Source organism: Streptomyces sp. NBC_00096, from assembly GCF_045041305.1.
GTDB lineage: Bacteria > Actinomycetota > Actinomycetes > Streptomycetales > Streptomycetaceae > Streptomyces.
The window spans coordinates 4,142,747-4,168,041 of record NZ_CP108221.1 but is presented as its reverse complement, the minus strand read 5'-3'; the positions used below and the strand labels follow the sequence as shown (position 1 = coordinate 4,168,041).

At 73.0% G+C, this 25,295-nt stretch carries 17 protein-coding genes; 8 read left to right on the top strand and 9 right to left on the bottom strand.

Translation table 11 applies throughout. The features are described from left to right. Positions 1 to 83: 83 nt before the first annotated feature. The 3 genes from OG904_RS18310 to OG904_RS18300 form a co-directional block, all read right to left on the bottom strand. The gene (locus OG904_RS18310) at positions 84 to 1,577 is read right to left on the bottom strand and encodes a DUF5719 family protein (RefSeq protein WP_405492251.1); all 1,494 of its coding nucleotides are present in this window, start codon (positions 1,575 to 1,577) and stop codon (positions 84 to 86) included. Continuing rightward, positions 1,574 to 5,254 carry a glycosyltransferase gene (locus OG904_RS18305; protein ID WP_405492249.1) on the bottom strand — a complete coding sequence of 1,227 codons (3,681 nt, stop codon included), beginning with the start codon at positions 5,252 to 5,254 and terminating at the stop codon, positions 1,574 to 1,576. Before OG904_RS18305 ends, OG904_RS18310 begins: the two co-directional genes overlap by 4 nt. Positions 5,255 to 5,628: 374 nt before the next feature. Continuing rightward, positions 5,629 to 5,892: a WhiB family transcriptional regulator gene (locus tag OG904_RS18300; RefSeq protein WP_112450237.1), complete on the bottom strand. Its 264-nt coding sequence runs from the start codon at positions 5,890 to 5,892 to the stop codon at positions 5,629 to 5,631. 732 nt (positions 5,893 to 6,624) lie between these two features. Here OG904_RS18300 and OG904_RS18295 point away from each other — a divergent pair. From OG904_RS18295 to OG904_RS18285, 3 genes are all read left to right on the top strand, one after another. Then, positions 6,625 to 7,116, top strand: coding sequence for a cysteine dioxygenase (locus tag OG904_RS18295; protein WP_405498104.1), 492 nt, complete (start codon positions 6,625 to 6,627; stop codon positions 7,114 to 7,116). A gap of 157 nt (positions 7,117 to 7,273) precedes the next feature. Beyond that, positions 7,274 to 8,233, top strand: a complete 960-nt coding sequence (gene cofD / locus OG904_RS18290) for a 2-phospho-L-lactate transferase (RefSeq protein WP_405492246.1) — start codon at positions 7,274 to 7,276, stop codon at positions 8,231 to 8,233. Next, on the top strand, positions 8,230 to 9,537 hold the full coding sequence (locus OG904_RS18285) for a coenzyme F420-0:L-glutamate ligase (RefSeq protein ID WP_405492244.1): 1,308 nt from the start codon (positions 8,230 to 8,232) through the stop codon (positions 9,535 to 9,537). The genes cofD and OG904_RS18285 overlap by 4 nt, the downstream gene beginning before the upstream one ends. Positions 9,538 to 9,667: 130 nt before the next feature. Here the strand turns inward: OG904_RS18285 and OG904_RS18280 are convergent, their stop codons facing one another. Both OG904_RS18280 and OG904_RS18275 read right to left on the bottom strand, forming a co-directional pair. After that, positions 9,668 to 10,558, bottom strand: coding sequence for a DNA-3-methyladenine glycosylase family protein (locus OG904_RS18280; protein ID WP_405492242.1), 891 nt, complete (start codon positions 10,556 to 10,558; stop codon positions 9,668 to 9,670). A gap of 718 nt (positions 10,559 to 11,276) precedes the next feature. Next, positions 11,277 to 12,809: a peptidoglycan recognition protein gene (locus OG904_RS18275; RefSeq protein ID WP_405492240.1), complete on the bottom strand. Its 1,533-nt coding sequence runs from the start codon at positions 12,807 to 12,809 to the stop codon at positions 11,277 to 11,279. 150 nt (positions 12,810 to 12,959) lie between these two features. Between OG904_RS18275 and OG904_RS18270 the strand changes: the two genes are divergently transcribed. The 4 genes from OG904_RS18270 to OG904_RS18255 all read left to right on the top strand — a co-directional run bounded on the left by OG904_RS18270 (position 12,960) and on the right by OG904_RS18255 (position 18,949). Next, positions 12,960 to 13,709 (top strand): TIGR03089 family protein, encoded by a 750-nt coding sequence (locus OG904_RS18270; RefSeq protein ID WP_405492238.1) that lies wholly within the window; start codon positions 12,960 to 12,962, stop codon positions 13,707 to 13,709. Between the two features lie 169 nt (positions 13,710 to 13,878). Then, the gene (locus OG904_RS18265) at positions 13,879 to 15,135 is read left to right on the top strand and encodes an LCP family protein (protein ID WP_405492236.1); all 1,257 of its coding nucleotides are present in this window, start codon (positions 13,879 to 13,881) and stop codon (positions 15,133 to 15,135) included. Positions 15,136 to 15,357: 222 nt separating this feature from the next. After that, positions 15,358 to 17,106: an LCP family protein gene (locus OG904_RS18260; protein ID WP_405492234.1), complete on the top strand. Its 1,749-nt coding sequence runs from the start codon at positions 15,358 to 15,360 to the stop codon at positions 17,104 to 17,106. Between the two features lie 148 nt (positions 17,107 to 17,254). Continuing rightward, on the top strand, positions 17,255 to 18,949 hold the full coding sequence (locus OG904_RS18255) for an LCP family protein (RefSeq protein ID WP_405492232.1): 1,695 nt from the start codon (positions 17,255 to 17,257) through the stop codon (positions 18,947 to 18,949). A gap of 113 nt (positions 18,950 to 19,062) precedes the next feature. Here the strand turns inward: OG904_RS18255 and OG904_RS18250 are convergent, their stop codons facing one another. Beyond that, entirely contained in the window at positions 19,063 to 20,103 is a 1,041-nt protein-coding gene (locus OG904_RS18250) for a glycosyltransferase family 2 protein (protein ID WP_405492230.1), read from the bottom strand. Positions 20,104 to 20,244: 141 nt separating this feature from the next. Between OG904_RS18250 and OG904_RS18245 the strand changes: the two genes are divergently transcribed. Beyond that, entirely contained in the window at positions 20,245 to 21,738 is a 1,494-nt protein-coding gene (locus OG904_RS18245) for an LCP family protein (protein WP_405492228.1), read from the top strand. A 63-nt stretch (positions 21,739 to 21,801) separates the two neighbouring features. Here OG904_RS18245 and OG904_RS18240 read toward each other — a convergent pair whose 3' ends face one another. The 3 genes from OG904_RS18240 to OG904_RS18230 all read right to left on the bottom strand — a co-directional run bounded on the left by OG904_RS18240 (position 21,802) and on the right by OG904_RS18230 (position 25,257). After that, on the bottom strand, positions 21,802 to 23,313 hold the full coding sequence (locus tag OG904_RS18240; RefSeq protein WP_405492226.1) for a glycosyltransferase family 39 protein: 1,512 nt from the start codon (positions 23,311 to 23,313) through the stop codon (positions 21,802 to 21,804). Further along, positions 23,310 to 24,536, bottom strand: a complete 1,227-nt coding sequence (locus tag OG904_RS18235; protein ID WP_405492224.1) for an acyltransferase family protein — start codon at positions 24,534 to 24,536, stop codon at positions 23,310 to 23,312. Before OG904_RS18235 ends, OG904_RS18240 begins: the two co-directional genes overlap by 4 nt. A 178-nt stretch (positions 24,537 to 24,714) precedes the next feature. After that, positions 24,715 to 25,257: an acyl-CoA thioesterase gene (locus OG904_RS18230; RefSeq protein WP_405492222.1), complete on the bottom strand. Its 543-nt coding sequence runs from the start codon at positions 25,255 to 25,257 to the stop codon at positions 24,715 to 24,717. Positions 25,258 to 25,295: the final 38 nt, after the last annotated feature.

Here is a 25,295-nt window from a genome sequence, read left to right as displayed (position 1 = left end):
CGAGCCCAAGCCGGGGCCGAGCCCAAGCCGGGGGCCCGGGCCCGGGCCGACCGGCTGAGGATTCCCGGGGTCCCGGGGTCGGGTCAGCGGGCCGTGAGGACCGTGAGGTCCTGGGTGGCCTTGGGGACCGCGACCGTGGAGCGGTCGTCCGTCAGGGTCTGGACCGTGAACATCGGGATTCCGTCGCGCGGGATCGTCAGGGTGCGGGCCGCGTGGACCGGGCCGCCGGAGAGGGTTTCGACCGTCAGGGCGTAGGAGCCCTTGCCGCCCGTCGGAACCAGCGTCAGGTTCTGGGTGGTACCCGCCTTGAGGGTGACCTCCTGGGAGGCCGGTTCGCCGCCCTCCGTGCCCGGCGAGGCCGTCACCCTGACCTTCGCGTCGGCCCCGGACGCGGCCGTCAGCGACAGCACCGTCGCGTTCTGGTCGGTCCGGTTGTCGGCCACGGTCGCCCGCGCGCCCACCGGGGCGGCCGCCTGGATGAAGGCGATGTCCTGCTTGGGGCCGTTGCCGCGGACCACCCGTAGCGCCGCGACCACCGGGACGGCCTTCTTGCCGTCGGCCGGGGACAGGATCAGGGAGCCCGCCTCGCCGCGGGTGACGTCCTTGAGGTCGACGCTCGCGGTCATGCCGGCCTTGACGTGGAGCTGCTCGTTGTCCGCGGGGCTGATCGAGCCCGTCGGCCCGGCCAGCCGGAGCCTGAGGTCCGCGTCGTCCTCGCCGGGCGCGAAGGCCACCAGCCGGACGGAGGTGGCGTCCGCCGGGATGCCGGGCAGGACCAGGGTCCCGGCCGGGTCCACGGAGGCGGGCAGCCAGTCGGAGCCGGTGCCCTCCTCGCCCGCCTGGGTGGTGGCCCCGACCCGGCCCGCGCGGGTCGTCACGTGTGCGGTGACGTCCGCGAGCTGCGCGCCGGGGGCGAGCGAGGTCAGGGAGATGGCCTTGCTGGACTTCGGGTCGATGCGGATGTTCTCGCTGGTGCCCGGTTCGGTCTTGACCGCTCCGTCGGGGCCGAACAGCTTGATGTCCACCACGGCCGCGGTGTCGTCGGGGTTGGTGAGGTGGATGTAGTCCTCGCGGCCCTTGGCGGTGCTCACGCCGGGGAACCAGAAGTCGGTGCCGGCCGCGGTGCAGCCGACGCCGAGCAGGCCGCGGGTCCGGCCGACCGAGACCACGGTGGTCTGCTGGGCGCTCCAGCCGGGGGCGAGGAACCCGTCGGCGATGCCGGTGAGCGCGGGGGCCTCGGCTCCGGAGGCCTTGGCGCCGACGGGTTTGCCGGGCTCCTTGAGCTCCAGTACCTGCTTGGCGTCCTTGGTCGCGCCCAGCAGCCGGGCCGTGCCCTTGGCTCCCGCGGCGGCCGACCCCGGGGTGATCGCCGTGTACACGGTCTCGGCGATGTCGGACGTGCTGGGCGCGGGGCACACCAGCAGGGACCGCTCCACCGGCATCCGCGCGGCCGCCTTGCCCTGCGCGGCGGCCGCGGGGGCCCCGTCGGCGGCGGGCGCGGTGAGCGCGGCCAGGCCCGTGACGGCGGCCAGGGCGGCCGTCACCGCGGCGAGCGTGAGGGGTACGCGCTGCTTCACTGGGGGCTCCCGTCGGGACGCGGGGCGTGCTGCCCGTCCTGCTGTCCGTGTCCGTCGTGCTGTCCGTCGTGCTGTCCGTAGCCGTCGTACGGCTCGTAGGGGCGGCCGTGCTGCTGCCCTTGCTGTTCCTGCTGCTGGTAGGGCGGGTACGGCTGCTCGTACGGGTACTGCTCGAAGGACTGCTGCCCGCCGTACTGCTGCGGCTGCTCCGGTTCCTGCTCGTACGGGTACTGCTCGTACGACTGCGGCTGCTGCGGCTGGTGGTGGGGCTGCGCCTGCTGCTGTCCGTAGGCGTAGCCGCCCTGGTCACCGTAGGCCGGCTGGTAGGCGTACGCCTCGTCCTCGCCGTACGCAGGCTGCGCCGGGATCTGCGCGTACGGGTCGGCCGCGACGGCCGCCTCGGCGGGGGCTTCGGTCTCGGTCTCGGACTGCTCGCGCAGCCGGCGGGCGCGGCGGCCCTCGCCGGCCTCCTCGGCGGCGGGGGCGTCCTCCTCGGGCAGGTCGTCGTCGAGGCGGGCGCGGCGGCCCGGCAGGGCCATCACGAGGAGCACCAGGGCGAGCAGGCCCTGGGCCCAGTGCCAGGCGGTCCGGGCGAGGGCGTCCTCGTGGACGAGGTCGAGCTTGCCGCCGCCGGCGGGGAGCTCGAAGCCCTGCGCCCAGCCGTCGAGGGTCTTCGCCTTGAGCGGCTTGCCGTCGAGGGTGGCCTGCCAGCCGGGGTCGGCCTTGTCGGCGATGCGCAGGACGCGGCCGGCCTCGCCCTCCGGGATCTTGGTGTGGGCCTCGACGGGTCCGGAGGCGACGGGGATCGGCGCTTCGCCGGGCTTGCCGGGGACGATCACGGCGCGGGCGACCTGCCGGTCCACGCGCCACAGGGCGCTGCCTTCGAGCTTGCTGAGGCGGCTGAGGCCGGGGGTGGCGTCGAGGACGCGGCCGATCTGCGGCGGAGCTCCGTCGCGGACCAGGATGTAGCGGATGGCGAAGCCGCCGAGCTGGTCGGTCTGGTCGGCGCCGGAGCCGGCGACGAGGCTGGAGACGACCTTGTCGAGGCGGGTGTCGCTGCCGGCCCGGTCGCCGAGTTCGGCGTCGCCGAGGCGGCCGCCGGAGCCGCGGACCAGGCTGTAGGAGACGGCGGCGGGGGTGGTGGCGCCGAGGACGAGGGTGCGGGCCTGGTCGCGGGTGCCGCTCTCCTCGGCGACGAAGGCGGGGACCTGTACGGGGTCGCGCCGCTCCAGCGGTCCGGCGGCGCCGCTGAGCATCCAGGCGGCCGCGCCGATCAGCGGGCCGGCGGCGGCGGCGAGTGCGATCAGGGCGGCGAGGGGCTGGCGCCAGCCGAAGCTGCGGGCGGCCACGCGCTCCTTGGCGCCGTCGGCGCCGATGGCGGCGGCGGCCAGCAGGGCGAGTCCGTGGACGAGGGTGGCGGGGCCGGCCCAGGTGGTGCGGTTGACGAGGACGGCGAGGACCAGCGCGGCGAGCGCGGCGGCCCAGGCGGTGCGTACGGCGAACTGCCGGTCGGTGCGCAGCAGCGCGCCCAGGGCGGCCAGGACGATGCCGATGAGGATCAGCCCGCCGGCGGTGCGGGGTCCGCCGGGGCTGATGCCGAGCAGGTCCAGGGCGGTGGCCGAGCCGGCTCCGTAGGACAGTCCGGCCTCGTGCAGGAAGCGGGCGGGGTGGGTGAACAGGGTCAGCGACCAGGGCGCGAGGACCAGGAGCGGGACGCCGAGCGTCGCGAGGAGGCGCGGGCCGTACGTCTTCCACTGCGCGCGGCGCAGGACCAGCGCGGCGGCTCCGAGGACGGCGGCGAGCGGCCAGACGACGGGGGTGAAGGCGGCGGCCAGGGTCAGCAGCAGGGTGTAGGTCCAGGCGGAGCGCCAGCTGCCCTCTTCCCCGCCGAAGCCGAAGGCGGCGACGGCGGAGCGGGCGATGAGCGGGAGCAGGATCGCGAGGACGGCGGTGCCCAGGCGGCCGCCGGCGAGGGCTCCGGTGACGGCGGGGAGGAAGGCGTAGGCGACGGAGGCCCAGGCGCGCAGCAGCCGGGATTCCACCAGCGGCCGGGAGGCGAAGTAGGCGGTGAGTCCGGCGAGCGGGACCGAGCAGACGAGCAGCAGGGTCAGCGCGGCGTTGGTGGATCCGAAGAGCAGGGTGGACAGGGCACCGAGGACGGCGAGGTAGGGCGGGGCGCCGGCGGTGGAGCCGGTGCCCACGGGCTGCCAGTCGTCGGCGTAGACGCGCCAGAGGTCGAGTCCGCCGCCGGGGGCGGGGAGCAGGGCTCCGCCCATGAGGGAGCCGCCGCCGAGCAGGGAGCGGCAGGCGATGACGGAGACGAGCAGGAGGAGCGCGAAGAGGACGGGCGCGGGCTTGCGGGCGATCCGCTTGAGGCGCGCGAACTGTTCGATCTCCAGGTAGTCGGCGTCGTCCCCGCCGGGCCCCGATTCGACGGCTCCGCCGTGCCGGCCGGCGTTGGAGGCCTCGGCTTCGGCGTCGGCCCCGAAGTAGCCGGCGAGCTGTTCGGCGTTGGCGCGCAGGGTGGCGCCGGGCGGCGGGAAGAGGGGGCGCAGTTCCTTGGCGGGGACGGCGGGGCGGCCCCGTCTGCGGCGGGCTCCGAGGATGCGGCCGGGGCGCAGCAGGGTGGCGAGGAGGCCGGTGACCTCGTCGACGGCCTGTCCGGGGGCCTTGCCGACGAGGTAGGCGAGGGCGCGCAGGACGGTGCCGACGAGGACGCGGAGCAGGACGTAGGGGAGGGCGCTGCCGGAGCTGTTGGCCAGCATCGTGTAGACGGCGCCGGCCTTGTCGACGCGGTGCGGGCTGGCGGCCGAGCGGCCGGCGCAGTCGACGGTGCGGCGTTCGCGGGCGGAGGCCTCGGCGTGGCGCAGGACGGCGTCGGGGGCGATGAGGACGGCGTGGCCGGCGCTCTGGACGCGCCAGCACAGGTCGACGTCGTCGCGCATGAGGGGCAGGCGGCGGTCGAAGCCGCCGAGGGCGTCGTAGACGTCGCGGCGGATCAGCATGCCGGCGCTGGAGACGGACAGGACGGGCTGGACCTGGTCGTGCTGGCCCTGGTCCTGTTCGCGGCGGTCGAGGCCGGTCCAGCGGCGGCCGCTGCGGGCGATGGTGACGCCGACTTCGAGGAGCTGCTTCTTGTCGTACCAGCCGCGCAGTTTGGGGCCGATGACGGCGGCGTCGGGGTTGCCCTCGGCGACGCGCAGCAGTTCGGCGAGGGCGTCGGGCTCGGGTGCGCAGTCGTCGTGGAGCAGCCAGAGCCACTGGACGGGTTCGCCGTGGGGCAGTTCGGGGAGGTCGTACGCGTCGTCGCGCCAGGTGCGGCTGACGGGGTCCCAGCCGGAGGGGCGCTTGAGGTACGGGAGTTCCTCGGGAGTCAGGGTGCCGGCGGTGCGGGCGGCCTCGTCCACGGCGGCGCCGAAGCCGGTGCGGCGGGCGAGGTGCAGGACGCGGTCCTCCCCCAGGGCCTCGCCGAGCAGTCGCGCGGAGTCGTCGGCGCTGCCGGTGTCGGCGGCGACGTGGTTCTGGGCGGGGCGTTCCTGGCCGAGGAGACCGGCGAGGGTCCGGGGCAGCCAGCGGGAGCCGTCGTGGGCGACGATGACCGCGGTGACGACGTGCCGGGGAAACTCTGGTGCGGCGGCAGCCTGGTGGGAGGCGCTCGACTGGCTGTGCAGGGACATCGCGGTACGGGCCCTCCGGCCGGGGGTCCGGGGGTGGTGTGCCCTCGGAGGCTGCTGGACAGGCGACCCACACTAACGGCTGGGAACACAGCGGTCCGCCTCCTGCGGGGAAGGTGCGGGAGGCGGACCGTTTGCTCTGCTCGTCATCGTGTTCGTTGTACTGCGATTTGTACCGTTGTGTGCACTGCCGTGTGCACCGCTGTGTGTACTACTGCGCGTACTGCCGCGTGTGCTGCTGTGTGCACTGGCGTGTGCACGGGCGGTCACGCCGCCGGATATGCCGTGGGGCACGCCGCCGGATATGCCGCTCGGGATGCCGCCGGATATGTCATGGATCGCCCTGTGAGCGCCGGCCGGTGCGCGCCGGGAGCGTTTCAGACGGCGGCCTTCTTCAGACGTCGTCGCTCGCGCTCGGACAGGCCGCCCCAGATGCCGAATCGCTCGTCGTTGGCGAGGGCGTACTCAAGGCATTCGGAGCGGACTTCGCAGGCGAGGCAGACCTTCTTGGCCTCGCGGGTCGAGCCGCCCTTCTCGGGAAAGAAGGATTCGGGGTCGGTCTGGGCGCAGAGAGCTCGCTCCTGCCATCCGAGCTCTTCGTCCGCCTCCTCGACCAGCAGTTCCTGAACCAGCTCGGTCATGTGCGCCCCTCGCTCTGTCTGTGCGTCCCCGTGGTGATGCCGTTACTCATCGCTACGTAACGACACGAGTGAAATTACAAGTGCGGGCTCCGGAGCAGTCAAGCCGAGATCTGCTATTGGGCCCCTTATTCACTCTGCGGAACCAAGCCTATGCAGAAAGTGTTCAAATCGCCAAAAATCGTGACACATGCCACACGTGTCACATGCGGGACTCCCTCACCCGTAACCGACGGATCACTCTGCGACGTGGTTCCGATCCGGCCGAAGAAGCGGCGCAGATCACATTTCAGCCACAGCCCGACATCACACGGCGTTACGGGTTTGAGAGCCGCCGCGGTGGGTTGCAGCGCGACTCGCAGCGCCACATCCCCTGGTGGCGACTGCACAAACCTTTCTCCGGGCACGGTAACCGGATGAGGTGAAACTTTTCCACCAAATCGGACATTGGGTTGACAGTCCGGCCTCTCAGACGGTCTCCTTGTTGCCATGTCAGCGCCCGCAGCCACCACCTGGACCCCCATTCGTGGGTTCCTGTGCGCTGCGCAGGTTCGCTGTTGCTGTTGCAGCTGTTGATGCCTCGGGAGCTTCGGCTCCCCTGAGCTCCAGCTCGCCCCCCACAGCACCCGCCTGCACGACTGACATCCGTCGAGGAACCCCCCGATGAACCGCACCAGCACGCTGAACGCCACCCCCACCGCGGCCCCCACCGGCCCCACCGCCTCCACCACCCGGATGGTCGAGAGCGACCTCCAGATCGCCGGCGACATCCTCTCCGTCCAGCACCTCCTGCAGCCCGCCCGCGAGCACCCGGCCACCGTCGCCGAGTTCGTGGGCCTCGCGCGTTCCATCGCCCAGAACCGCTCCGAGTGGGAGCACCTGGTCCAGTACGACGCCACCACCCGCTGGTACCACCGGCTGCGCACGGGTCCCGGCTACGAGGTCTGGCTGCTCAGCTGGGTCCCCGGCCAGGGCAGCGGCCTGCACGACCACGGCCCCTCCTCCGGCGTGCTGACCGTCCTGGACGGGGAGCTCACCGAGCGCACCGCCCGCGGCGCGCTCACCCTCGGCGCCGGCTCCCAGCGGGTCTTCGCCCCCGGCTACGCCCACGAGGTCCAGAACGACAGCCTCGACGGAGCGGTCAGCCTGCACGTGTACTTCCCCGGCCTGACCGAGATGCCCATGCACAGCTGCTCCCCGGCCCGGCCCGAGGCCCTCCCGGTCTGATCCCGGCGCCGCCCGGGTCCGATCCCGCCCCATCCCGGGTCCGATCCCGTCCCGCCCCGTCCCGCCCCGGGTCCGATCCCGGCGCCGCCCGGCAGTCCCACCCGTCACCCGACCACCGCCACCCGGCGGACAACCCGCGGCTGACAGACTGTGCCGCATGCGCATTGTTGTTCTGGCCGGCGGCATCGGCGGCGCCCGTTTCCTCCGCGGTCTGCAGATCGCGGTTCCCGACGCGGACATCACGGTCATCGGCAACACCGGTGACGACATTCACCTGTTCGGGCTCAAGGTGTGCCCCGATCTGGACACGGTGATGTACACCCTCGGCGGTGGCATCAACGAGGACCAGGGCTGGGGCCGCACCGACGAGTCCTTCACCGTCAAGGAGGAACTCGCGGCGTACGGGGTCGGACCCACCTGGTTCGGCCTCGGCGACCGCGACTTCGCCACCCACATCGTCCGTACGCAGATGCTCGGCGCGGGCTACCCGCTCAGCGCCGTCACCGAGGCCCTCTGCGACCGCTGGCAACCCGGCGTCCGGCTGCTCCCCATGTCCGACGACCGGGTCGAGACCCACGTCGCGATCACCGAAGCCGGCACCGGCGAGCGCCGGGTCATCCACTTCCAGGAGTACTGGGTCCGGCTGCGCGCCGAAGTGGACGCGGAGGCCGTCGTACCCGTCGGGGCCGAACGGGCCAAGCCCGCGCCCGGCGTGCTGGAGGCCATCGCCGCCGCCGACGTGATCATCTTCCCGCCGTCGAACCCCGTGGTCTCGGTCGGCACCATCCTGGCCGTACCCGGCATCCGTGAGGCCGTGGCCGCCGCCGGGGCGCCCGTCGTGGGACTCTCCCCCATCGTCGGGGGCGCGCCCGTGCGCGGGATGGCCGACAAGGTGCTGGCCGCCGTCGGCGTCGAGGCGACCGCCGCGGCCGTCGCCCTGCACTACGGCACCGAGCTGCTCGACGGCTGGCTCGTCGACACCGCCGACGCGGACGCCGTCGCCGAGGTGGAGGCCGCCGGCATCACCTGCCGGGCGGTGCCGCTGATGATGACCGACCCGGCGGCCACGGCGGAGATGGCGCGGGCCGCGCTCGCACTGGCGGAGGCCTCCCGGTGACCGGCGGGGACCAGCCGCCCGCCTATCTGGTGCAGGCCGTGCCCGGGATTCCCGAGGTGCGCCCCGGCGACGACCTGGCCGCGCTGATCGCCGCCGCCGGCACGCCGCTGCGGGACGGGGACGTCCTGCTCGTCACCTCGAAGATCGTCTCGAAGGCGGAGGGCCGGATCGTCCGCGCCGATTCGCGCGAGGAGGCGATCGACGCCGAGACCGTACGGGTCGTCGCGCGCCGGGGTCCGCTGCGGATCGTGGAGAACCGGCAGGGGCTCGTCATGGCGGCCGCCGGCGTCGACGCCTCGAACACCGCCGCCGGCACCGTCCTGCTGCTGCCCGAGGATCCCGACGCGTCGGCCGCCGCGATCCGGGCCGGGCTGCGGGAGCTGCTCCGCGTGGACGTGGGCGTGATCGTCACGGACACCTTCGGGCGGCCGTGGCGCACCGGGCTCACCGACGTGGCGATCGGCTCCTCGGGCGTCCGGGTCCTGGACGACCTGCGCGGCGGCACCGACGCCCACGGCAACCCGCTGAGCGCGACGGTGGTCGCGACCGCCGACGAGCTGGCCGCCGCCGGTGACCTGGTCAAGGGCAAGGCCACCGGGCTGCCGGTGGCGGTGGTGCGCGGGCTGGCGCACGTACTGGGCGAGGGCTCCACGGCGGCGGACCTGGTCCGCTCGCCGGCCGACGACATGTTCCGGCTGGGCACCTCGGAGGCAGTACGGGAGGCCGTGACGCAGCGGCGTACCGTACGGGCCTTCACCTCCGAGCCGGTCGACCCGGGCGCGGTCCGCCGGGCCGTGGCCGCGGCCGTGACCGCCCCGGCTCCGCACCACACGACGCCGTGGCGGTTCGTGCTGCTGGAGTCCGCGGTGGCCCGGCTGGAACTGCTCGACGCGATGCGGGACGCGTGGATCGCGGACCTGCGCCGCGACGGCAAGTCCGAGGAGTCCATCGCGAAGCGGGTCCGGCGGGGCGACGTCCTGCGCGCCGCCCCGTACCTGGTGGTGCCGTGCATGGTCACCGACGGCGCGCACGACTACGGGCACGCGCGGCGGGACGCGGCGGAGCGGGAGATGTTCGTCGTCGCGATGGGCGCGGGCGTGCAGAACTTCCTGGTCGCGCTGGCCGGGGAACGGCTGGGCTCGGCGTGGGTGTCCTCGACGATGTTCTGCCGGGACGTGGTGCGCAAGGTGCTCGGGCTTCCGCAGGACTGGGACCCGATGGGGGCGGTGGCCGTGGGCCACCCGGCGGCCGCTGCGGCGGAGCGGGCTGGGCGGACGGCGGAGGAGTTCATCGAGGTCCGCTGAGCCTTGGTCCGCTGAGTCCTTGATTCGCTGGGTCCTTGATTCGCTGGGTCCTAGGTCCGCTGGGTCCTAGGTCCGCTGGGTCCTTGGTGGCCGGGCCCTGGACGGGGTACGGCCCTTGGCGGTACGGACCTCAGAGCCTGCCGATGTCGCCCCGGGGCATCCGGGGGGTGCGGCGGGGCGGGACGGCTCCGGACAGCAGGACGAGGCGGGCCGCTCGGTGGCGCTGGCCGGCGTACGGGGCGAGGAGCTCCAGCATGGCGGCGTCGTCGGCGTTCCGGTCCCCGGCCAGGGCATAGCCCACGATGCCCGGCAGGTGCAGGTCGCCCGTGGTGACGGCGTCGGGGGCGCCGTTGCTGCGCTGGAGGGTCTCGGCGGAGGTCCACGGGCCGATGCCGGGGACGGCCTCCAGCCGGGCGGTGGCCGCCGGGAGCTCCATGGCGGCGGCCTCCTCGAGGCGGGCGGCCGCGCGGGCGGCGCGGATGACGGTGGCGGAGCGCTTGGCGTCGACGCCGGCCTTGTGCCAGTCCCAGGAGGGGACCAGCGTCCAGGTGCGGGGGTCGGGCATGACGTACAGCTCCGGCGGGCACGGGCCGGGTGCGGGCTCGCCGTACTGCCGTACGAGGCGGCGCCAGGCGCGGTAGGCCTCGTCGGTGGTGACCTTCTGCTCCAGGATCGTGGGGATCAGGGTCTCCAGGACCAGGCCGGTACGGGTCAGGCGCAGGCCCGGGCGGCGGCGGTGGCTGGCGTGCACGAGCCGGTGGCGGGGGACGAAGGCGGCGGGGTCGTCGGCGGAGCCGAGCAGTTCGGGCAGCCGGTCGAGCATCCACTCGGCGCCGGGGCCCCAGGCCTCGGCGGTCACCTCCCCGGCCTGTTGCGCGACGCGGAGGGTGGCGGGACCGGCCGGGGTCCGGCTGGCACGCCAGACCGCTCCCGGAGCGGTACGGAAGGTGGGATCGGCGGGCCCGCGCCGAAGCGGCCCGACCGTGAGCCCGAGATCCACCGGCCCGACCGGCCTCCACACCCGACTCCGCCCACTCCCTTGGCCACCGCCGGAGCCCTGGCGGGGGCCGCCACCGGAGCCGGGGCCGGGGCCGTTGCCGGACTCCGGGCCGGGGTGCAGGTCCGGGCGCGGATCCGGGGCCGGCCCCGAGCCCGTGCCGGAACCCGGAGCCGGACCCGAGTCCGGGCCTGGGCCCGTGCCCGAGTCCGGGCCTGGGCCCGTGCCCGGGTCCGGGGCGGGGCCCGGGGGTATGTCGGTGCGGCCGCCGCGGATCGCGGTGCGGGTGAGGGGGTCGAAGCGGCCGGCCATGAATCCGAGCGTAGCCCTGCGGGGCCGTCCCCTACCCGCCCTTCCACCGTTCCCCGGGCTCTGCCCGGACCCGCGCCTCAAACGCCGGCGGGGCTGGAGGACCCGGGGCCGCACCCGCGCGCCGGGCCCGCGCCGGGACTGCCGGGGCCGCACCCGAGCACCGGACCCGCGCCAGAACGGCCGGGCCCGCACTCGAGCACCGGACCCACGCCAGAACGGCCGGGCCCGCACCCAAGCACCGGGCCCGCGCCGGGACGGCCGGGGCCGCGCCGGGACGGTGGTGGCTGCGACCCCCGGCCGGGGCCCCGGCGGACGGGGTCCGGGAGGCCCGCCAGGGTCGAGCGGTGCGAGGGCGTCCGGCCGGGGCCCCGGCGGACGGGGTCCGGGAGGCCCGCCAGGGTCGAGCGGTGCGAGGGCGCGTCAGGGGGGCTCAGGGGCGGCCCTGGAGTTTGGCTGAGGTGGTGCGGGTGGGGGGGAGCTGGCCGTAGAGGAGGCGGCCGGGGCATTCCGTCGCGAAGCCGTCGCGGTGGCCCGAGATGACGTTCATGCGGACGTTGGTGCCCTTGGCGTAGAGGTTGCCGCCGCCCGAGCGGAGGGTCGTCTTCGCCCGGGGGTCGGCTCCGAAGAGGCCGAGCTTCCAGGCCGTGAGGCGGGCCACCGCGTCGACCGCCGCCTTGGGCGGGGCCGTGCCGGTGAACGTGCCGATCACCGCGACGCCCATGCTGTCCGTGTTGAAGCCCATGGTGTGCGCACCGAGCACCGGCTTGGCGACTCCGCCCGCCCGGCCCTCGTAGACGGTGCCGCACTTGTCGACGGCGAAGTTGTAGCCGATGTCCCGCCAGCCGCTGCTGACCACGTGGTAGCGGTACAGGCTGCGCAGCACCGCCGGGGCGTCCTTGCAGGCGTAGTTGTTGCCCGAGGCGGTGTGGTGGACGAAGGCGGCCTTGACGGTGTTCGTGTAGACGAAGCCCTTCTCCCGCAGGTTCTCGTCCGCGCCCCATCCCAGCCGGGTGACGATCCGCGGGCGCGGGCCGATGTACGGGCGGGCGGCGGCCTCCAGCGAGCCGTCGGCGAGGACCGCGTCGGCGGTGGAGTCGGCCTTGTTGAGGGCGGTGATCTCCGTGGCTCCGAGGGAGGCCATCGGGAGGTTGGCGGAGGAGGACTCCGCCATCTCCATCGACATGCCGGGGAGGAGGACCAGTTCCCCCTTGTCGTCGTCCACCGGGGAGGTTGCGGCGACCTGGCCGAGTTCTGCCCGGTCGGCGCGGTCAGCCCGGTCAGTCCGGTCGGCGCGGTCAGCCCGGTCAGTGACCTCCCGGGTCCGGCCCGTCCCGCCCGTCCGGCCGGTCCTGCCCTCCTTGCCGTTCTTGCCGTCCGCGGTGGACCGGTCCGGGTTTCCCGGGTCGACGAGCTCGATCCGCATGCCCGCCGGGAGGCGGCCGGTCACCGGGCGGGCGCCCGCTTCCGCCTGGACACGGACCTCGACCCCGTCGGACGCGCCGACCCACAGGGGGGCGGTGCTGCCGCGGACGTGGCCGGAGCCGCGTTCGGCCGTGTCGAGGTCGGCGGCGTGTTCGCCGTTGTGGGTTTCGACGTCCTGCCAGTCGGACCAGGCCGAGGTGGCCACGGAGCGGGTGCGGACCTGGACGCGGCCGTCGAGCCGGGTGCTCGCGTCGTCCCAGACGACGCCGACCAGCGAGAAGGTCTTGACGTCGCGCGCGGCCAGGCCCCGCGTCTCGGGGAGCCTGGGCGAGGTGCTCATGCCGGGGACGCCGGTGGTGCGGTCCGCCGCGGGTCCCACGGGGACCAGCGGCAGCGACTGGGTGGATCCGGCTGGGGTCACCGGGGCGGCCGGCGCCGTGACCGCCGCCGGGGTGGCGAGGGCCGTAGTGGGGAGCGCGAGCGGCAGGGCCAGTGCGGCAGCCGTCGCGACGCCGATCGAGGAAGCAAGGAATGCACGCATGAGAAGGATGTTCAGCACTGCCGGTGGCGGGCGCCATCCGAAAACTGACGCATCGTCGGTTCGATGCGCCGATACCCCTCCCCCGTACGGGGGACCGCACTGCCGCCGTACGGAGGAGGGGCCCGCCCCGCCCCGCGTAGGCTCTGATCCGTGAACGCCACTGACCGCACCCCTGCCGACCTGCTGCGATCCGCGCTCGCCGCTGATCCCGGCCGCCCGCTCGTCACCTTCTACGACGACTCCACGGGCGAGCGCGTCGAATTGTCCGTCGCCACCTTCGCCAATTGGGTGGCCAAGACCGCCAATCTGCTCCAGGGCGACCTGGGCGCGGAACCCGGCGACCGGCTCGCCCTGCTGCTCCCCGCCCACTGGCAGAGCGCCGTGTGGCTGCTCGCCTGCGCCTCGGTCGGGGTCGTCGCCGACGTGGGCGGGGATCCGGCCGCCGCGGACCTGGTCGTGAGCGGGCCGGACACCCTGGACGCGGCCGCCGCGTGCTCCGGCGAGCGGGTGGCCCTCGCGCTGCGGCCGCTGGGCGGGCGCTTCCCGCAGCCGCCGGCCGGGTTCGCCGACTACGCCGTGGAGGTGCCGGGGCAGGGCGACCGGTTCGCGCCCTTCCAGCCCGTGGACGCGGACCGCCCGGGCCTGGTGGTCGGCGGCGAGCAGCTCTCGTACGCCGGGATCTGCGAGCGGGCCCGCGAGGACGCGGCGAAGCGCGGCCTCGGCGAGGGTTCGCGCGTGCTGTCGCGCCTGGGCTACGACAGCTGGGAGGGGCTCTCGGCCGGGCTCTACGCGGCCCTGGCCACCGGCGGCTCCGTGGTGCTGTGCCGCAACGCCGGGGGGCTGTCGCCGGAGGCGCTGGCGCAGCGGATCGAGAGCGAGCGCGTCACCCACACCGCCTAATACGGCCGTCACCCACACCGCCCAATGCCGGATATCGGCTATTTGTCACCCACATGGCCCTATACAGGGGCGTGCCCCCGGGCCGCACCGGTCACCCGGGGGCACGATCGGCACAGGCCGTACTCACCCGTACGGCCCGTACCTGGACGGGTGAGGGGACGGAACTCCAGTGAGGGACAGCGCGGGCATACCGGGCGGCACCGATGCGGCCGGGGGCACCGAAAAGCCTCCGAGCGGCCGCAGCCGGCGCCGTCTGCTGCGCTGGATCGGGCTCGGGGCGGTCCTGCTGGTCCTGCTCGGGGCGGCCACCGGCTGGTGGGTCTACTCCAAGCTCGACGGGAACATCAGCGAGGACACCTCGGCCGCCGCCGAGCTGCGGCGCTACGACAAGGAGCGCCCGGCCCACCTGGCGGGGGGCGCGCAGAACATCCTGCTGATCGGCTCGGACTCGCGCAGCGGCGCGGGCAACTCCCGCTACGGGCAGGACGGCGGCACCCAGCGCTCGGACACCACGATCCTGCTGCACCTGCCGGCGGACCGGAAGAGCGCGACCGCGGTGTCGATACCCCGGGATCTGATGGCGCGGGTGCCCGCGTGCCTGAAGCAGGACGGCACGCGCACCACGGAGCAGTTCGCCCAGTTCAACTGGGCCTTCGAATGGGGCGGGGCCGCCTGCACGATCCGTACGGTGGAGGCGCTGACCGGGATCCGGATCGATCACCACATGCTGCTGGACTTCAGCGGGTTCAAGAAGATGGTGGACGCCATCGGTGGGGTGGAGGTCTGCCTCAAGCGGCCGGTGGACGACGTGGAGGCCAAGCTGAAGCTGCCGGCCGGCCGGCAGACCTTGCAGGGCGAGCAGGCGCTGGGCTTCGTACGGGCGCGCTACAGCCTGGGCAACGGCAGCGACACCGAGCGGATGGAGCGCCAGCAGCTCTTCCTCGGGTCGCTGGTGAAGAAGGTGCAGAGCAACGGGGTGCTGCTGAACCCGGCGCGGCTGTATCCGCTGCTGGACGCGGCGACCTCCTCGGTGACCACAGACCCGGGGCTGGCCTCGCTGCGGGGGCTGTACGAACTGGTCCGGGGCGTACGGGACATTCCGACCGACCAGATCAAGTTCCTCACGGTGCCGCGCGAGCCGTACGCCGCCAACCCCAACCGGGACGAGCTGCGGGAGCCGGGCGCGAGCCAGCTCTTCCAGCGGCTGCGGGCGGACCAGCCGCTCACCATCGCCCCGCCCGCCCCCGTGCCCGCCGCCGTTCCCGCCGCCGACACGGACCCGGAGTCGGCCGGGGGGGCTGCCGGGGAGGCCTCCGAGGACGGCTCCACGGCCGCGCCGCGGACGGACCGTCCGGGAACCGCGGAGCCCTCCGCACCCGTCCCCACCTTTACCGGCACCACGGCCGGTGTGGCCGATTGCCGGTAAAGCAATCCCAAAAGCCGGTGCTCGGGCCGAGCTTGTTGGGGCGATTGCCCCGTTGTAAGAGCGTGGAATTCATCACCAGCATGGTTTGCGGCGAACCTGTCCGGATAAGGTGAGCGATCCGGCGCCCGGCCAGCACAGAGGCCGTGTGCCAGCAGCCGGATCGTTGACCGTGCGCCCGGGGGAGGCGCGTCGCGAAGCACCGACGGAGGATTCGAGCAAACCGTGGATGCGCAAAGCCGTGGCCGGGCCGACGAGATCGACCCCGCAGACCAGTGGGTACTCAACCCCCGCACCGGCAACTACGAGCTGCGACTGGAAGATTCCGCTGCGCAACCGTCGCCGGGGCGGCGGACCGCGTCCGCGGCGCCCCCCGCGTCCGCCCGCAGGGCCCCCACCGCTCCCGGATCCCCCGCCACCCCGTCCCCCGGGGTCCCCGGGCCGCGGCGCGGTGACGGTTCTCCGCCCGGCGGTGGCCGCAGGGGCGGACGCTCCCGCAAGGGGGGCGACGGACGCCGCAAGAAGGCCCTGGTCGTCACCGGCGGGACGCTGGCCCTCCTGCTGGTCGGCGGCTCGGTGGCCGCGTACCTCTACTACGACCACCTGAACGGCAACCTCAAGGTCACCGACGTCGGCGACGCCGGCACGAGCGGCGGCTTCAAGAAGGACCAGCCGATCAACATCCTGGTGATCGGCACGGACAAGCGCAGCGGCGCCGGCAACGAGGGGTACGGGGACGCCGGCAGCGTCGGCCACGCGGACACCACGATCCTCTTCCACGTCTCGAAGGACCGTTCCAACGCCACGGCGCTGTCCATCCCGCGCGACCTGATCACCACCGTGCCGGCCTGTCCGACGAAGCAGCCGGACGGCTCGACGAAGACCATCGCCGGCGAGCACGGGGTCCGCTTCAACACCAGCCTCGGGCAGGCGGGCCGCGACCCCGGCTGCACGATGCGCACGGTCAAGGAGCTCACCGGGATCCAGGTCGACCACTTCATGATGGCCGACTTCAACGCGGTGAAGAACCTGAGCACGGCGGTCGGCGGGGTGCCGGTCTGCGTGCAGAAGAACGTCGACGACAAGGACTCCAAGCTCAAGCTGACGGCGGGCGAGCACCGGCTGCAGGGCGAGCAGGCGCTGGCCTTCGTGCGCACCCGGCACGCCTTCGGCAACGAGAGCGACCTCGACCGGATCAAGACCCAGCAGCAGTTCCTGAGTTCGATGATGCGCGAGATGAAGTCGAAGGAGACGCTGACGAGTCCGCAGAAGTTCTTCTCCCTCGCGGAGGCGGCGACGAAGTCGCTGAGCGTGGACTCGGGGATAGGGTCGATCGCCAAACTCACCGATCTTGCCGGTGAATTGAAGGGCATAGACCTCAAGAACATCACCTTCACCACACTTCCCGTGCTCGACAATCCGGCGGAGAAGATCAAATCCACCGTCGTGGTCAATCCGTCGCAGGCCGATCCGCTGCTGCAGATGATCCGGGGCGACGTCTCGCTCACGGAGGTCGAGCAGAAGGAGCAGGCCGCCAAGGACGCGGCCGACGCCGACGCGAAGGCCAAGCAGGACGCACTGCTGCAGGGCCAGCGGGCGGCGGCCAAGGACGTCCGGGTGGACGTCTACAACGGCGGCGGCCCGGCCGGATCCGCGTCCGGCACGCTGACCTGGCTGCAGAACACCAAGGGGGTGCCCAAGTCCACCAACCTGGGCAACGCGCCCGCCAAGGTGGACACCACGCAGCTGGAGTACGCGCCCAACCAGGCCGACCAGGCACGGGCGTTGGCGGACATGATGGGGCTGCCCGCGACGGCGCTGAAGGTGGGCACGGCCGACGCCGGGCCGAAGACTCCGATGAAGCTGACGCTCGGCGCGGACTTCAAGGGGGCGGGGGTCTCCCTGTCCGCTCCGCTGAAGGCCCCCGAGGGGGTACAGCGGGTCGAGGCGGACAAATCGATCTGCGCCAAGTGACCGGCTGAGGGATCGGCACGGAGAACGTCTGGGAGAGCGTCACAGGGACCGGCAGAGGGGCCGCCCGGCCGTCCACGGCAGCCCGATGACCATCGGGCGCACGTCGGACCGGCAGAATACCGACACGGATTGATCTTGAGGGGGACGAGTGAAGCGCAGCAGCGTGCAGGGGGAGGGGGCGCAGGGGCATGTCGGTGACGGCATATCCGGCAGCAGCCCGACGGGGAACGGCGTCGTACCCCCACCGCGGTCCGGCTCCAGCCGCCACCGCGGCGGCGGTGGCGACGGCGGGCGCGGGAGCGGGAACGGCCGGCGGCCGAACCGGCGCGGGCGGCGGCGCGTACTGCGCTGGACCGCCTCCATCGTGGCGCTGCTCATACTCGGCACGGCGGCGGCCGGCTACCTCTACTACCGCCACCTCAACGCCAACATCCGCAGCGGCCAGCGCCTGAGCGGTGACAGCGGGGTCGCCAGGACCGAGGCGGACGCCGCGGGCCGGCGCCCGATCAACATCCTGATGCTCGGCTCCGACGCCCGCGACGAGGCGAACGCGGAACTCGGCGGGGGCTGGGACATGATCGGCGCCCAAGCTCGGGCCGACGTGCAGATGCTGATCCACATATCCGCCGACCGGAAGAACGCCTCGGTCACCTCCGTTCCCCGCGACACCCTCGTGGACATACCGGAATGCACCGATCCCAAGTCGGGCGAGAAGTTCAAAGCCACCAGGACGATGATCAACGAGAGCCTCGCGCGCGGGGGTCCCGGATGCACCCTGGCCACCTGGGAGAAGCTGACCAACGTCTACATCGACCACTGGATGATGATCGACTTCACCGGTGTCGTGAGCATGGCCGACGCCATCGGCGGCGTCGACGTCTGCGTCAACCAGAACGTCTTCGACACGTCGAAGCCGGGCTCGGGGACGGGCGGTTCCGGCCTCAAGCTGAAGGCGGGCACCACCAAGGTGCAGGGCCAGCAGGCCCTGCAGTGGCTGCGCACCCGGCACGCCTTCGGCAGTGACCTCGGCCGGGCCAAGGCGCAGCACATGTACATGAACTCGATGATGCGCGGGCTCAAGAGCCAGAACGCCTTCACCGACCTCCCCCGGCTCACGAACCTGGCGGAGGCGGCGACGAAGGCGCTGAAGGTCTCGGAGGAGATCGGGTCGGTCAAGAAGCTCCTCGACCTCAGCCTCACGCTCAAGGACGTACCGGTCAACCGCATCACGATGGCCACGATCCCGGTGCTGCAGGCTCCGTCCGACAAGGACCGGCTGGTCATCAACAACACGGACGCCGAAAAGATGTGGACGATGCTCCGCAAGGACGTCGCCCTGGACGCCAACGGCGACCCGGCCGCCCCGGCCCAGAGCGGCCAGCCCGGCAGTTCCCCGTCGGCGCCGGCCACCGGGCCCTCCACGGCCCCGCCCGCGGACCCGGCGAAGATCGCCGTGCACGTGGTCAACGGCACGGGCGTCGGTGCGGCTCCGGTGGGCAAGCGGGCCACGGCCATCGCCGGACAGCTGGTCTCCAAGGGCTTCACCCAGGCCAGGGCGGAGAACACGCTCACCCCGGAGAAGACCACGCTCGTCCGCTACGCCACGGACGCCCAGGCGGCCGACGCGCAGGGCGTGGCGGCGGCGCTCGGGGTTCCCGCCACCTCCGTGCAGAAGTCCTCCGCGGTGTCCGCGATCACCGTCGTGGTGGGTGCGGACTGGCGGGAGGGGAACGTCTTCCCGCAGCAGGCCGCGCCCGAGGCCGGCGCGGTCCCGGAGAGCGCCGACGTGCTCAACGGCTCGGACACCGGCTGCATGGACGTGTACGGGCCGTACCGCTGGTGAACTGACGCGGCACCACCACCCGGTGCCGTACGGAATGCGAAAGGGGTGACCCGGTCCTCAGCGGACCGGGTCACCCCTTTCGCGTGCGTACGGGGCTGCGCGCCCGCGGCGGCTCAGAGCTCGGCGGGGTCCCGGCGCACCGACGGGCGGCGGCTCGCGATGACCTTGGCGGCCAGCGAGCGCGGGCTGGTCAGGAAGCCGAAGCCCCAGCACATGTGCATGGTCGCCAGGGCGACGGGGATCTGCGCACGGGCCTTGAGCGAGAGGCCCTTGCCGGCCGGGACCGACCCGGCGGTGATCGCCGCGAGGTAGCCGGCCGGGACCGCGAAGGCCCACGGGGTGACGGCCGCGCCGACGACCAGGCCGGCGGCGATCGCGCAGACGGCGGCCGGCGGGGCGAGGTAGCGCAGGTTGATGGAGCCCGCGTGGTAGCGGGACACCACGTGGCGCCAGCGCCCGTAGTCCTTGTACTGCTTGGCGAGCGCCCGCACGGAGGGCCGCGGACGGTACTGGACCTTCAGCTCCGGCGAGAACCAGATGAGTCCGCCGGCCTCGCGGATGCGGAAGTTCAGCTCCCAGTCCTGGGCGCGGATGAACTCCACGTTGTACCCGCCGGCGGCCTCCAGGGCCTCGCGGCGGAACACACCGAGGTAGACGGTCTCGGCCGGGCCGGCCTTGCCGCCGGTGTGGAAGGCCGCGTTGCCGACGCCGATCTTCGAGGTCATCGCGGCGGCGACGGCGTCCTCCCAGGCGTTCTCGCCCTCGGCGTGCATGATGCCGCCGACGTTCTGCGCCCCGGTCTCCTCCAGGAGGCGGACCGCGGTGGCGATGTAGTTGGGGGAGAGCATGCCGTGGCCGTCCACGCGCACCACGATCGGGTGGCTCGAGGCCTGGATGGCCGCGTTGAGGGCGGCGGGCGTGCGGCCGGTCGGGTTCGGCACGGTGCGGACCCGGGCTCGTTCACTGGACGCCGTCTCGCGTACGAGTTCGGCGGCGATCTCGTCGGTGCGGTCCGTGGACGGCCCGAGCGCGATCACCACCTCCATCTCACCCCCGTACTCCTGTCCGAGGATGTGGCGGACCGAGTCGCGCAGGTGGCGCTCCTCGTTGAGTACCGGCATGATCACCGAAACTGCGGGCTGCTGGGCGGGCATGTGGTCCTTCAAGGTCGGGTATCGGTGTCACGTTACCGCGTACGGGGGACCCGGGTGCGCGGCGGATGAGCAGTACGGACAGAGGCTGATCGTATGGACCTACTGTTCTGAAGAATCAGCCGAACGTGCGAGGTGTCCCCCGTGCCCCAGCCGCACCGTCCCACCCGACCCGCCCTGCCCGCCCGGCCGTCGCAGCGCGCGCCGCGGGCCGACGGTCAGGTCAGGCGCCGGGCGGACAGACCGCGCTGGGGGGTCCGGCTCGCAGCCGTCCTGTCGGTGGCCGTCCTGGGCTCCGGGGCCGTCGGGCACGCCGTGATGACCGGGCTGGACACCGGGATCCAGCGGGTGGACCCCTTCAAGGACATGAAGAACCGCCCGCAGGCCGGGCACGGGGTGAACTTCCTGCTCGTCGGCACCGACGGCCGCGACAAGATCACCGCCGAGGAGAAGCGCGAGTACCGGCTCGGCGGTGCGCCCTGCCACTGCACCGACACCGTCATGCTGGTCCACCTCTCGGCGGACCGGGCCCGGGCCAGCGTGATCAGCCTCCCCCGCGACAGCTACGTGGAGCTGCCCGCGCACCTGGACGAGGCCGACGGGAAGCAGCACGGGCCCCACCCGGTGAAGCTCAACGCCGCGTACGCCGAGGGCGGGCCCAATCTGACCGTGCGCACCGTGGAGAACATGACCCGCGTGAAGATCGACCACTACCTGGAGGTCGACTTCACCAGCTTCATGAAGACGGTCGACGCGATGGGCGGCGTGGAGATCTGCACCGCCAAGACCATGCACGACCCCAACACGGGGCTCGACCTGCTCCCCGGCACCCACCGGCTGAGCGGCGGCCAGGCCCTGCAGTACGTGCGCTCGCGCCATGTCGACGGGGCCTCGGACCTGGGCCGGATGCAGCGCCAGCAGCGGTTCATCGCCGCCCTGATCAAGCAGGCCACCGGCGGCGGGGTGCTGCTCAACCCCGTCAAGTTCAAGGAGGTCAGCTCCACCCTGCTGGGCTCGGTGCGGGCCGACAAGGGTTTCGGCTCGGAGCAGATGCTGGCGCTCGGACAGGCGATGCGGGACTTCACCCCGTCCTCCTCGGAGTTCGCCTCCGTGCCCGTCGGCAACCCCTCCTTCCCGGTCAAGGGCCTCGGCTCCACCGTGAAATGGGACGAGGGGAAGGCCGCGAAGCTCTTCGAGGCCCTGCGCGAGGACCGGCCGATGGCCCTGGCCCCGGCTCCCGGCCGGCCCGCGCACCAGCAGCCGGCGGTGCCGGTGGACGTGGCCCCGCAGCAGGTGCGGGTGCAGGTGGAGAACGGCACCCGGATCGACGGCCTGGGCACCCGGGTGGACTCGGCGCTGCGCGCCACCGGTTTCGACACCACCCGTGCTCCGGGGAACGGCGCGAGCCGGGAGGTCAAGCGCACGGTGATCACGTACGACCCGCGCTGGGACCGGTCGGCCCGTACGGTCTCCACCGCGCTGCCCGGCAGCGAGATGCGGGCCGTGCCGGGGCAGGGGCGGACCGTGGTGGTGATCGCGGGCGCGGACTACCGCAAGGTGGTGGCGGTCCGCGCGGAGGACCCGTACCAGGGCGAGTTCGGTGTGGTCACCGGTGACCAGGTGGTGTGCGGGAAGTGACCCCGCCCCCACCCGGCCCGGACCGGCCCGTCGCCCCGTCCCCCGCGCGGTGTGCCCGGCGCGCTAGCGGACGCGCTCGACCAGGGTGACCTGGAAGCCGTGCGTCTTGGTCGTCTGGACCACCTTGTAGTGCTTCTCCAGCGCGGCGGCCTGGTCCTTCGGGAGCTTGTGGTACGGGTTCGCCGTACCGCTCCAGGTGACCACCCAGATGCGCTGGGTGGTGCCGAGGCACTGTTCGGCCTGCTTGCACTCCACCGGGAACAGGTCGTCGTTGGCCACCCCCGAGCGCTCCGCGAACACGTCGCGCAGCTTGACCCGGTCCGGCAGGGCGTACTCGACCTGGAAGTCGACCATGTACACGCTGTCGTTGCCGCGGACCGGAACGAAGCCGTCGCCGGGGCGGTAGCCCTTGGCGATGATCTGCGCGGCCTCTTCGCCCTGCACGCCGTTCTTGACCTGCTCCGTGCGGATCTGACGCTGGTCGGGGAGGCCGAGGAGGATCACCGCGGCCAGGCCGGCCACGCCGAGCGGGCGGGGCCGCAGGGCCGCCAGGCCGGCGGCGGCGAGGACCACCCACGCGGGCATCGTGAAGAGCAGGTAGCGGTCCATGAAGTACGAGGTGCTGCCCTGGGAGACCACCCAGTCCGCCAGGATCGGGACCGCGCCGACGAGCAGGAGCTCCAGCGCCCGCCGGCGGCCGCGGGGCCACGCGAGCGGGAGCATGGCCAGCCCGATGACGGCGAGCGCGATGAGCGGGGAGCCGAACAGCGCGTTCCACACGTCCGCGATGCTGCGCAGGTGCGGGGTCTTGATCCAGCTGATCTGCCGGCCCACCTGGCGCTGCCCCAGCAGCACCAGCGGAACCACCGGGACCAGGGCCAGCGCCGTCGTCACCGCGAAGGCCACGAGGGTGCGCCCGCGCAGGTCGCTCCACCAGCGCAGGAGCACGATCAGCGCGTGCGGCAGCAGGAACAGCAGCGAGACGATGTGGAACAGCCCGGCCGCCGCCACCGCGACGGCGTACGGTGCCCAGCGGGCCGGGGAGGACCGGTCCAGGGCCCGCAGCAGCAGCCAGGTCGCGGCGGTGACCGCGAGCACCACGAAGGCGTACGAGCGGGCTTCCTGTCCGTACCGGGTGACGGACGGGAGCAGGGCGAAGAGCAGGCCGGTGAAGACGGCGGTGCGGCGGTCGAACGCCGTGCGGGCGGTCAGCACGGCGAAGGCGGCTGCTCCGGCCATGGCGATGGCCGAGGGCATCCGCAGCATGGCCTCGGAGTCGCCGAAGACGGAGATCCAGGCGTGCAGCAGCAGGTAGTAGAGGCCGGAGACGGCGTCGACGTGGCCCAGCATGCCGATCAGGTCGCCGGTGCTGCGGACGGCCGCGTTCCAGCTGGCGAGCTCGTCGCGCCACAGCAGCGGGGTGCCGCTGCCCACGACGGCGACCACGAAGGTCAGCGCGGCGGCCCACAGCCAGTCGAGCCGGCGGGAGGGCCGGGAGCCGGCGCGTGCTCCGTCACCGGAGGACGCCGCGGGGGTGGTACCGCCGGGGGTGGCGCGTCGGGTGCTGGTGGTCATCGGGCGGTACCGGCCGTGTCCATCGCCTTGCGCTCGCGCTCCGCCTGCCGGTCCCGTACGGGTGGGTCGGATTTCGGCAGCCTGAGGCCGGGTGCGTCGAGCATCCGCTTCAGGAGCGCCGACAGCGGCCGCTCGGCGTACCGGTGCACGATCCACGCGAGCAGGAGCACGATGGCGAGCGCGGCGGGCAGGATCACCTTGATGGCGATGCCGTGCCCGCGGCCCCAGTGGATCAGGGCGAAGCCGATCTCCTGGTGCAGCAGGTAGACGGGGTAGGTGAGCGCGCCCGCGACGGTCAGCCACTTCCACTGGATCCGGTCGAAGGCTCCCAGGGACACGGCGAGCATCACGCCGAAGGCCACGAGGGAGAAGGCGACCATCACGTTCCAGCTCAGCTCGTGCATGACGCCGTACTGGTAACTGGCCTTCGTGCCCAGCAGCATGTGCTGCGCCACCAGCCAGGAGAACCCGACGATGCCCAGCAGCAGCCAGTTCGCGCCGAAGCGGTAGATCAGGAACATGGCCACGCCGGCGATGAAGTACGCGGCGTACTCCGGCATCACGAACATGTTCAGCAGGGCACTGTCCGCCTTGCCGGCGACCACCGCGAGGACCATCCAGATCCCGCAGAAGGCCACCACGCGGCGGTAGGTGACCCCGAGCGCCACGACGACGGCGAACAGCAGGTAGAAGCGCAGCTCGACCCAGAGGGTCCAGTAGGCGGGGTCCACCTCGGAGACGCCCAGCGGCTGCTGGAGCATCGTGAAGTTGGAGAGCACTTCGGTCTTGCTGACGTGGCGGTCGCGGGCCGAGGCCGCGTAGTTCAGCACGAGCGTCGTCAGGATGATCGCGACCCAGTAGGCGGGCATGAGCCGCACGACGCGGGACGTGAAGTACTGGCGGGGGGTCTTGCCCCAGCAGGACATGCAGATGACGAAGCCGCTGATCAGGAAGAAGAGCTGGACGCCGAGGAAGCCGTACGCGGTGAAGCGGTGCAGGTCCGGCATGAGCTTCTGCGGGACGCCGTCCCAGACGTCGGACATGCGGTTGACGCCGGTCCAGTGGAAGGCGACCACCATGAGCGCGGCCACCAGGCGCAGGCCGTCCAGGGCCCGCAGCCGCGCGCGCCGACCGCCACCGCCCGGCGCGGGTGCCGCCTGGGGGTGCGGGACGTGGGGCGCGTTGGTGCCCGGCGCCGAATGGGGCGGTATTACCGTCGACATAGAGGAGTTTCTCCGCAGCAGAGCCGGTTCGAGGGCCACGTCGATCCGCCCGGTGAGCCGAGCCAAGCCGAACGTCGGCTGATCAGTCTACGCGGGGCCCGTGGCGAGACCAGGCGCCCGAATCCAGGAGTGAGGCAGAACTCAGTGCGCGGGCGGCCCGCGGGAGCCGCGCGGCGGCTCAGAGATCGCCGTCGAAGCCCTGGGCCGTCCGCTCCTCGCGCAGCGCCATGATCGCCCGGCGGCGGGCGAGGCGGTGGGTGCGGCGGATCTGGGCCTCCTGGTTGCGCCGCTCGTCCTGTTCGGTCTCCGGCAGGACGGGCGGGACCGTACGGGGCTTGCCCTCGGAGTCGACGGCCGTGAAGACGAGGTAGGCGCTGCCGACCTGGGTGGCGGGGGTGGACTCGTTCCACCGCTCCGCGAGGACGCGTACGCCGATCTCCATGGAGGAGCGGCCGGTCCAGTTGCACTGGGCCTTCACGTGGACGAGGTCGCCCACGCGGACCGGCGCGAGGAAGGCCATCTCGTCCATGGACGCGGTGACCGCCGGGCCTCCGGAGTGGCGGCCGGCCACGGCGCCGGCCGCGTCGTCCACCAGCTTCATGATCACGCCGCCGTGCACGGTACCGAGGAGGTTGGTGTCGTTCGCGGTCATGATGTGGCTGAGGGTGGTGCGGGAAGCCGAGATCGGCTTTCCGAGCAGCTCGCCCGGTATCTCTGTCATACGGCCACCTTAAGTGCGGTGCGCGGGCATCAGCTCTG

Excerpts from the sequence above, each read along its gene's own strand:
- OG904_RS18300 (WP_112450237.1), bottom strand. The coding sequence starts at position 5,892 with ATGACCGAGCTGGTTCAGGAACTGCTGGTCGAGGAGGCGGACGAAGAG.
- OG904_RS18275 (WP_405492240.1), bottom strand. The coding sequence starts at position 12,809 with ATGCGTGCATTCCTTGCTTCCTCGATCGGCGTCGCGACGGCTGCCGCA.
- OG904_RS18240 (WP_405492226.1), bottom strand. The coding sequence starts at position 23,313 with ATGACCACCAGCACCCGACGCGCCACCCCCGGCGGTACCACCCCCGCG.
- cofD (WP_405492246.1), top strand. The coding sequence starts at position 7,274 with ATGCGCATTGTTGTTCTGGCCGGCGGCATCGGCGGCGCCCGTTTCCTC.
- OG904_RS18230 (WP_405492222.1), bottom strand. The coding sequence starts at position 25,257 with ATGACAGAGATACCGGGCGAGCTGCTCGGAAAGCCGATCTCGGCTTCC.
- OG904_RS18235 (WP_405492224.1), bottom strand. The coding sequence starts at position 24,536 with ATGTCGACGGTAATACCGCCCCATTCGGCGCCGGGCACCAACGCGCCC.
- OG904_RS18305 (WP_405492249.1), bottom strand. The coding sequence starts at position 5,254 with ATGTCCCTGCACAGCCAGTCGAGCGCCTCCCACCAGGCTGCCGCCGCA.
- OG904_RS18295 (WP_405498104.1), top strand. The coding sequence starts at position 6,625 with ATGGTCGAGAGCGACCTCCAGATCGCCGGCGACATCCTCTCCGTCCAG.
- OG904_RS18250 (WP_405492230.1), bottom strand. The coding sequence starts at position 20,103 with ATGCCCGCCCAGCAGCCCGCAGTTTCGGTGATCATGCCGGTACTCAAC.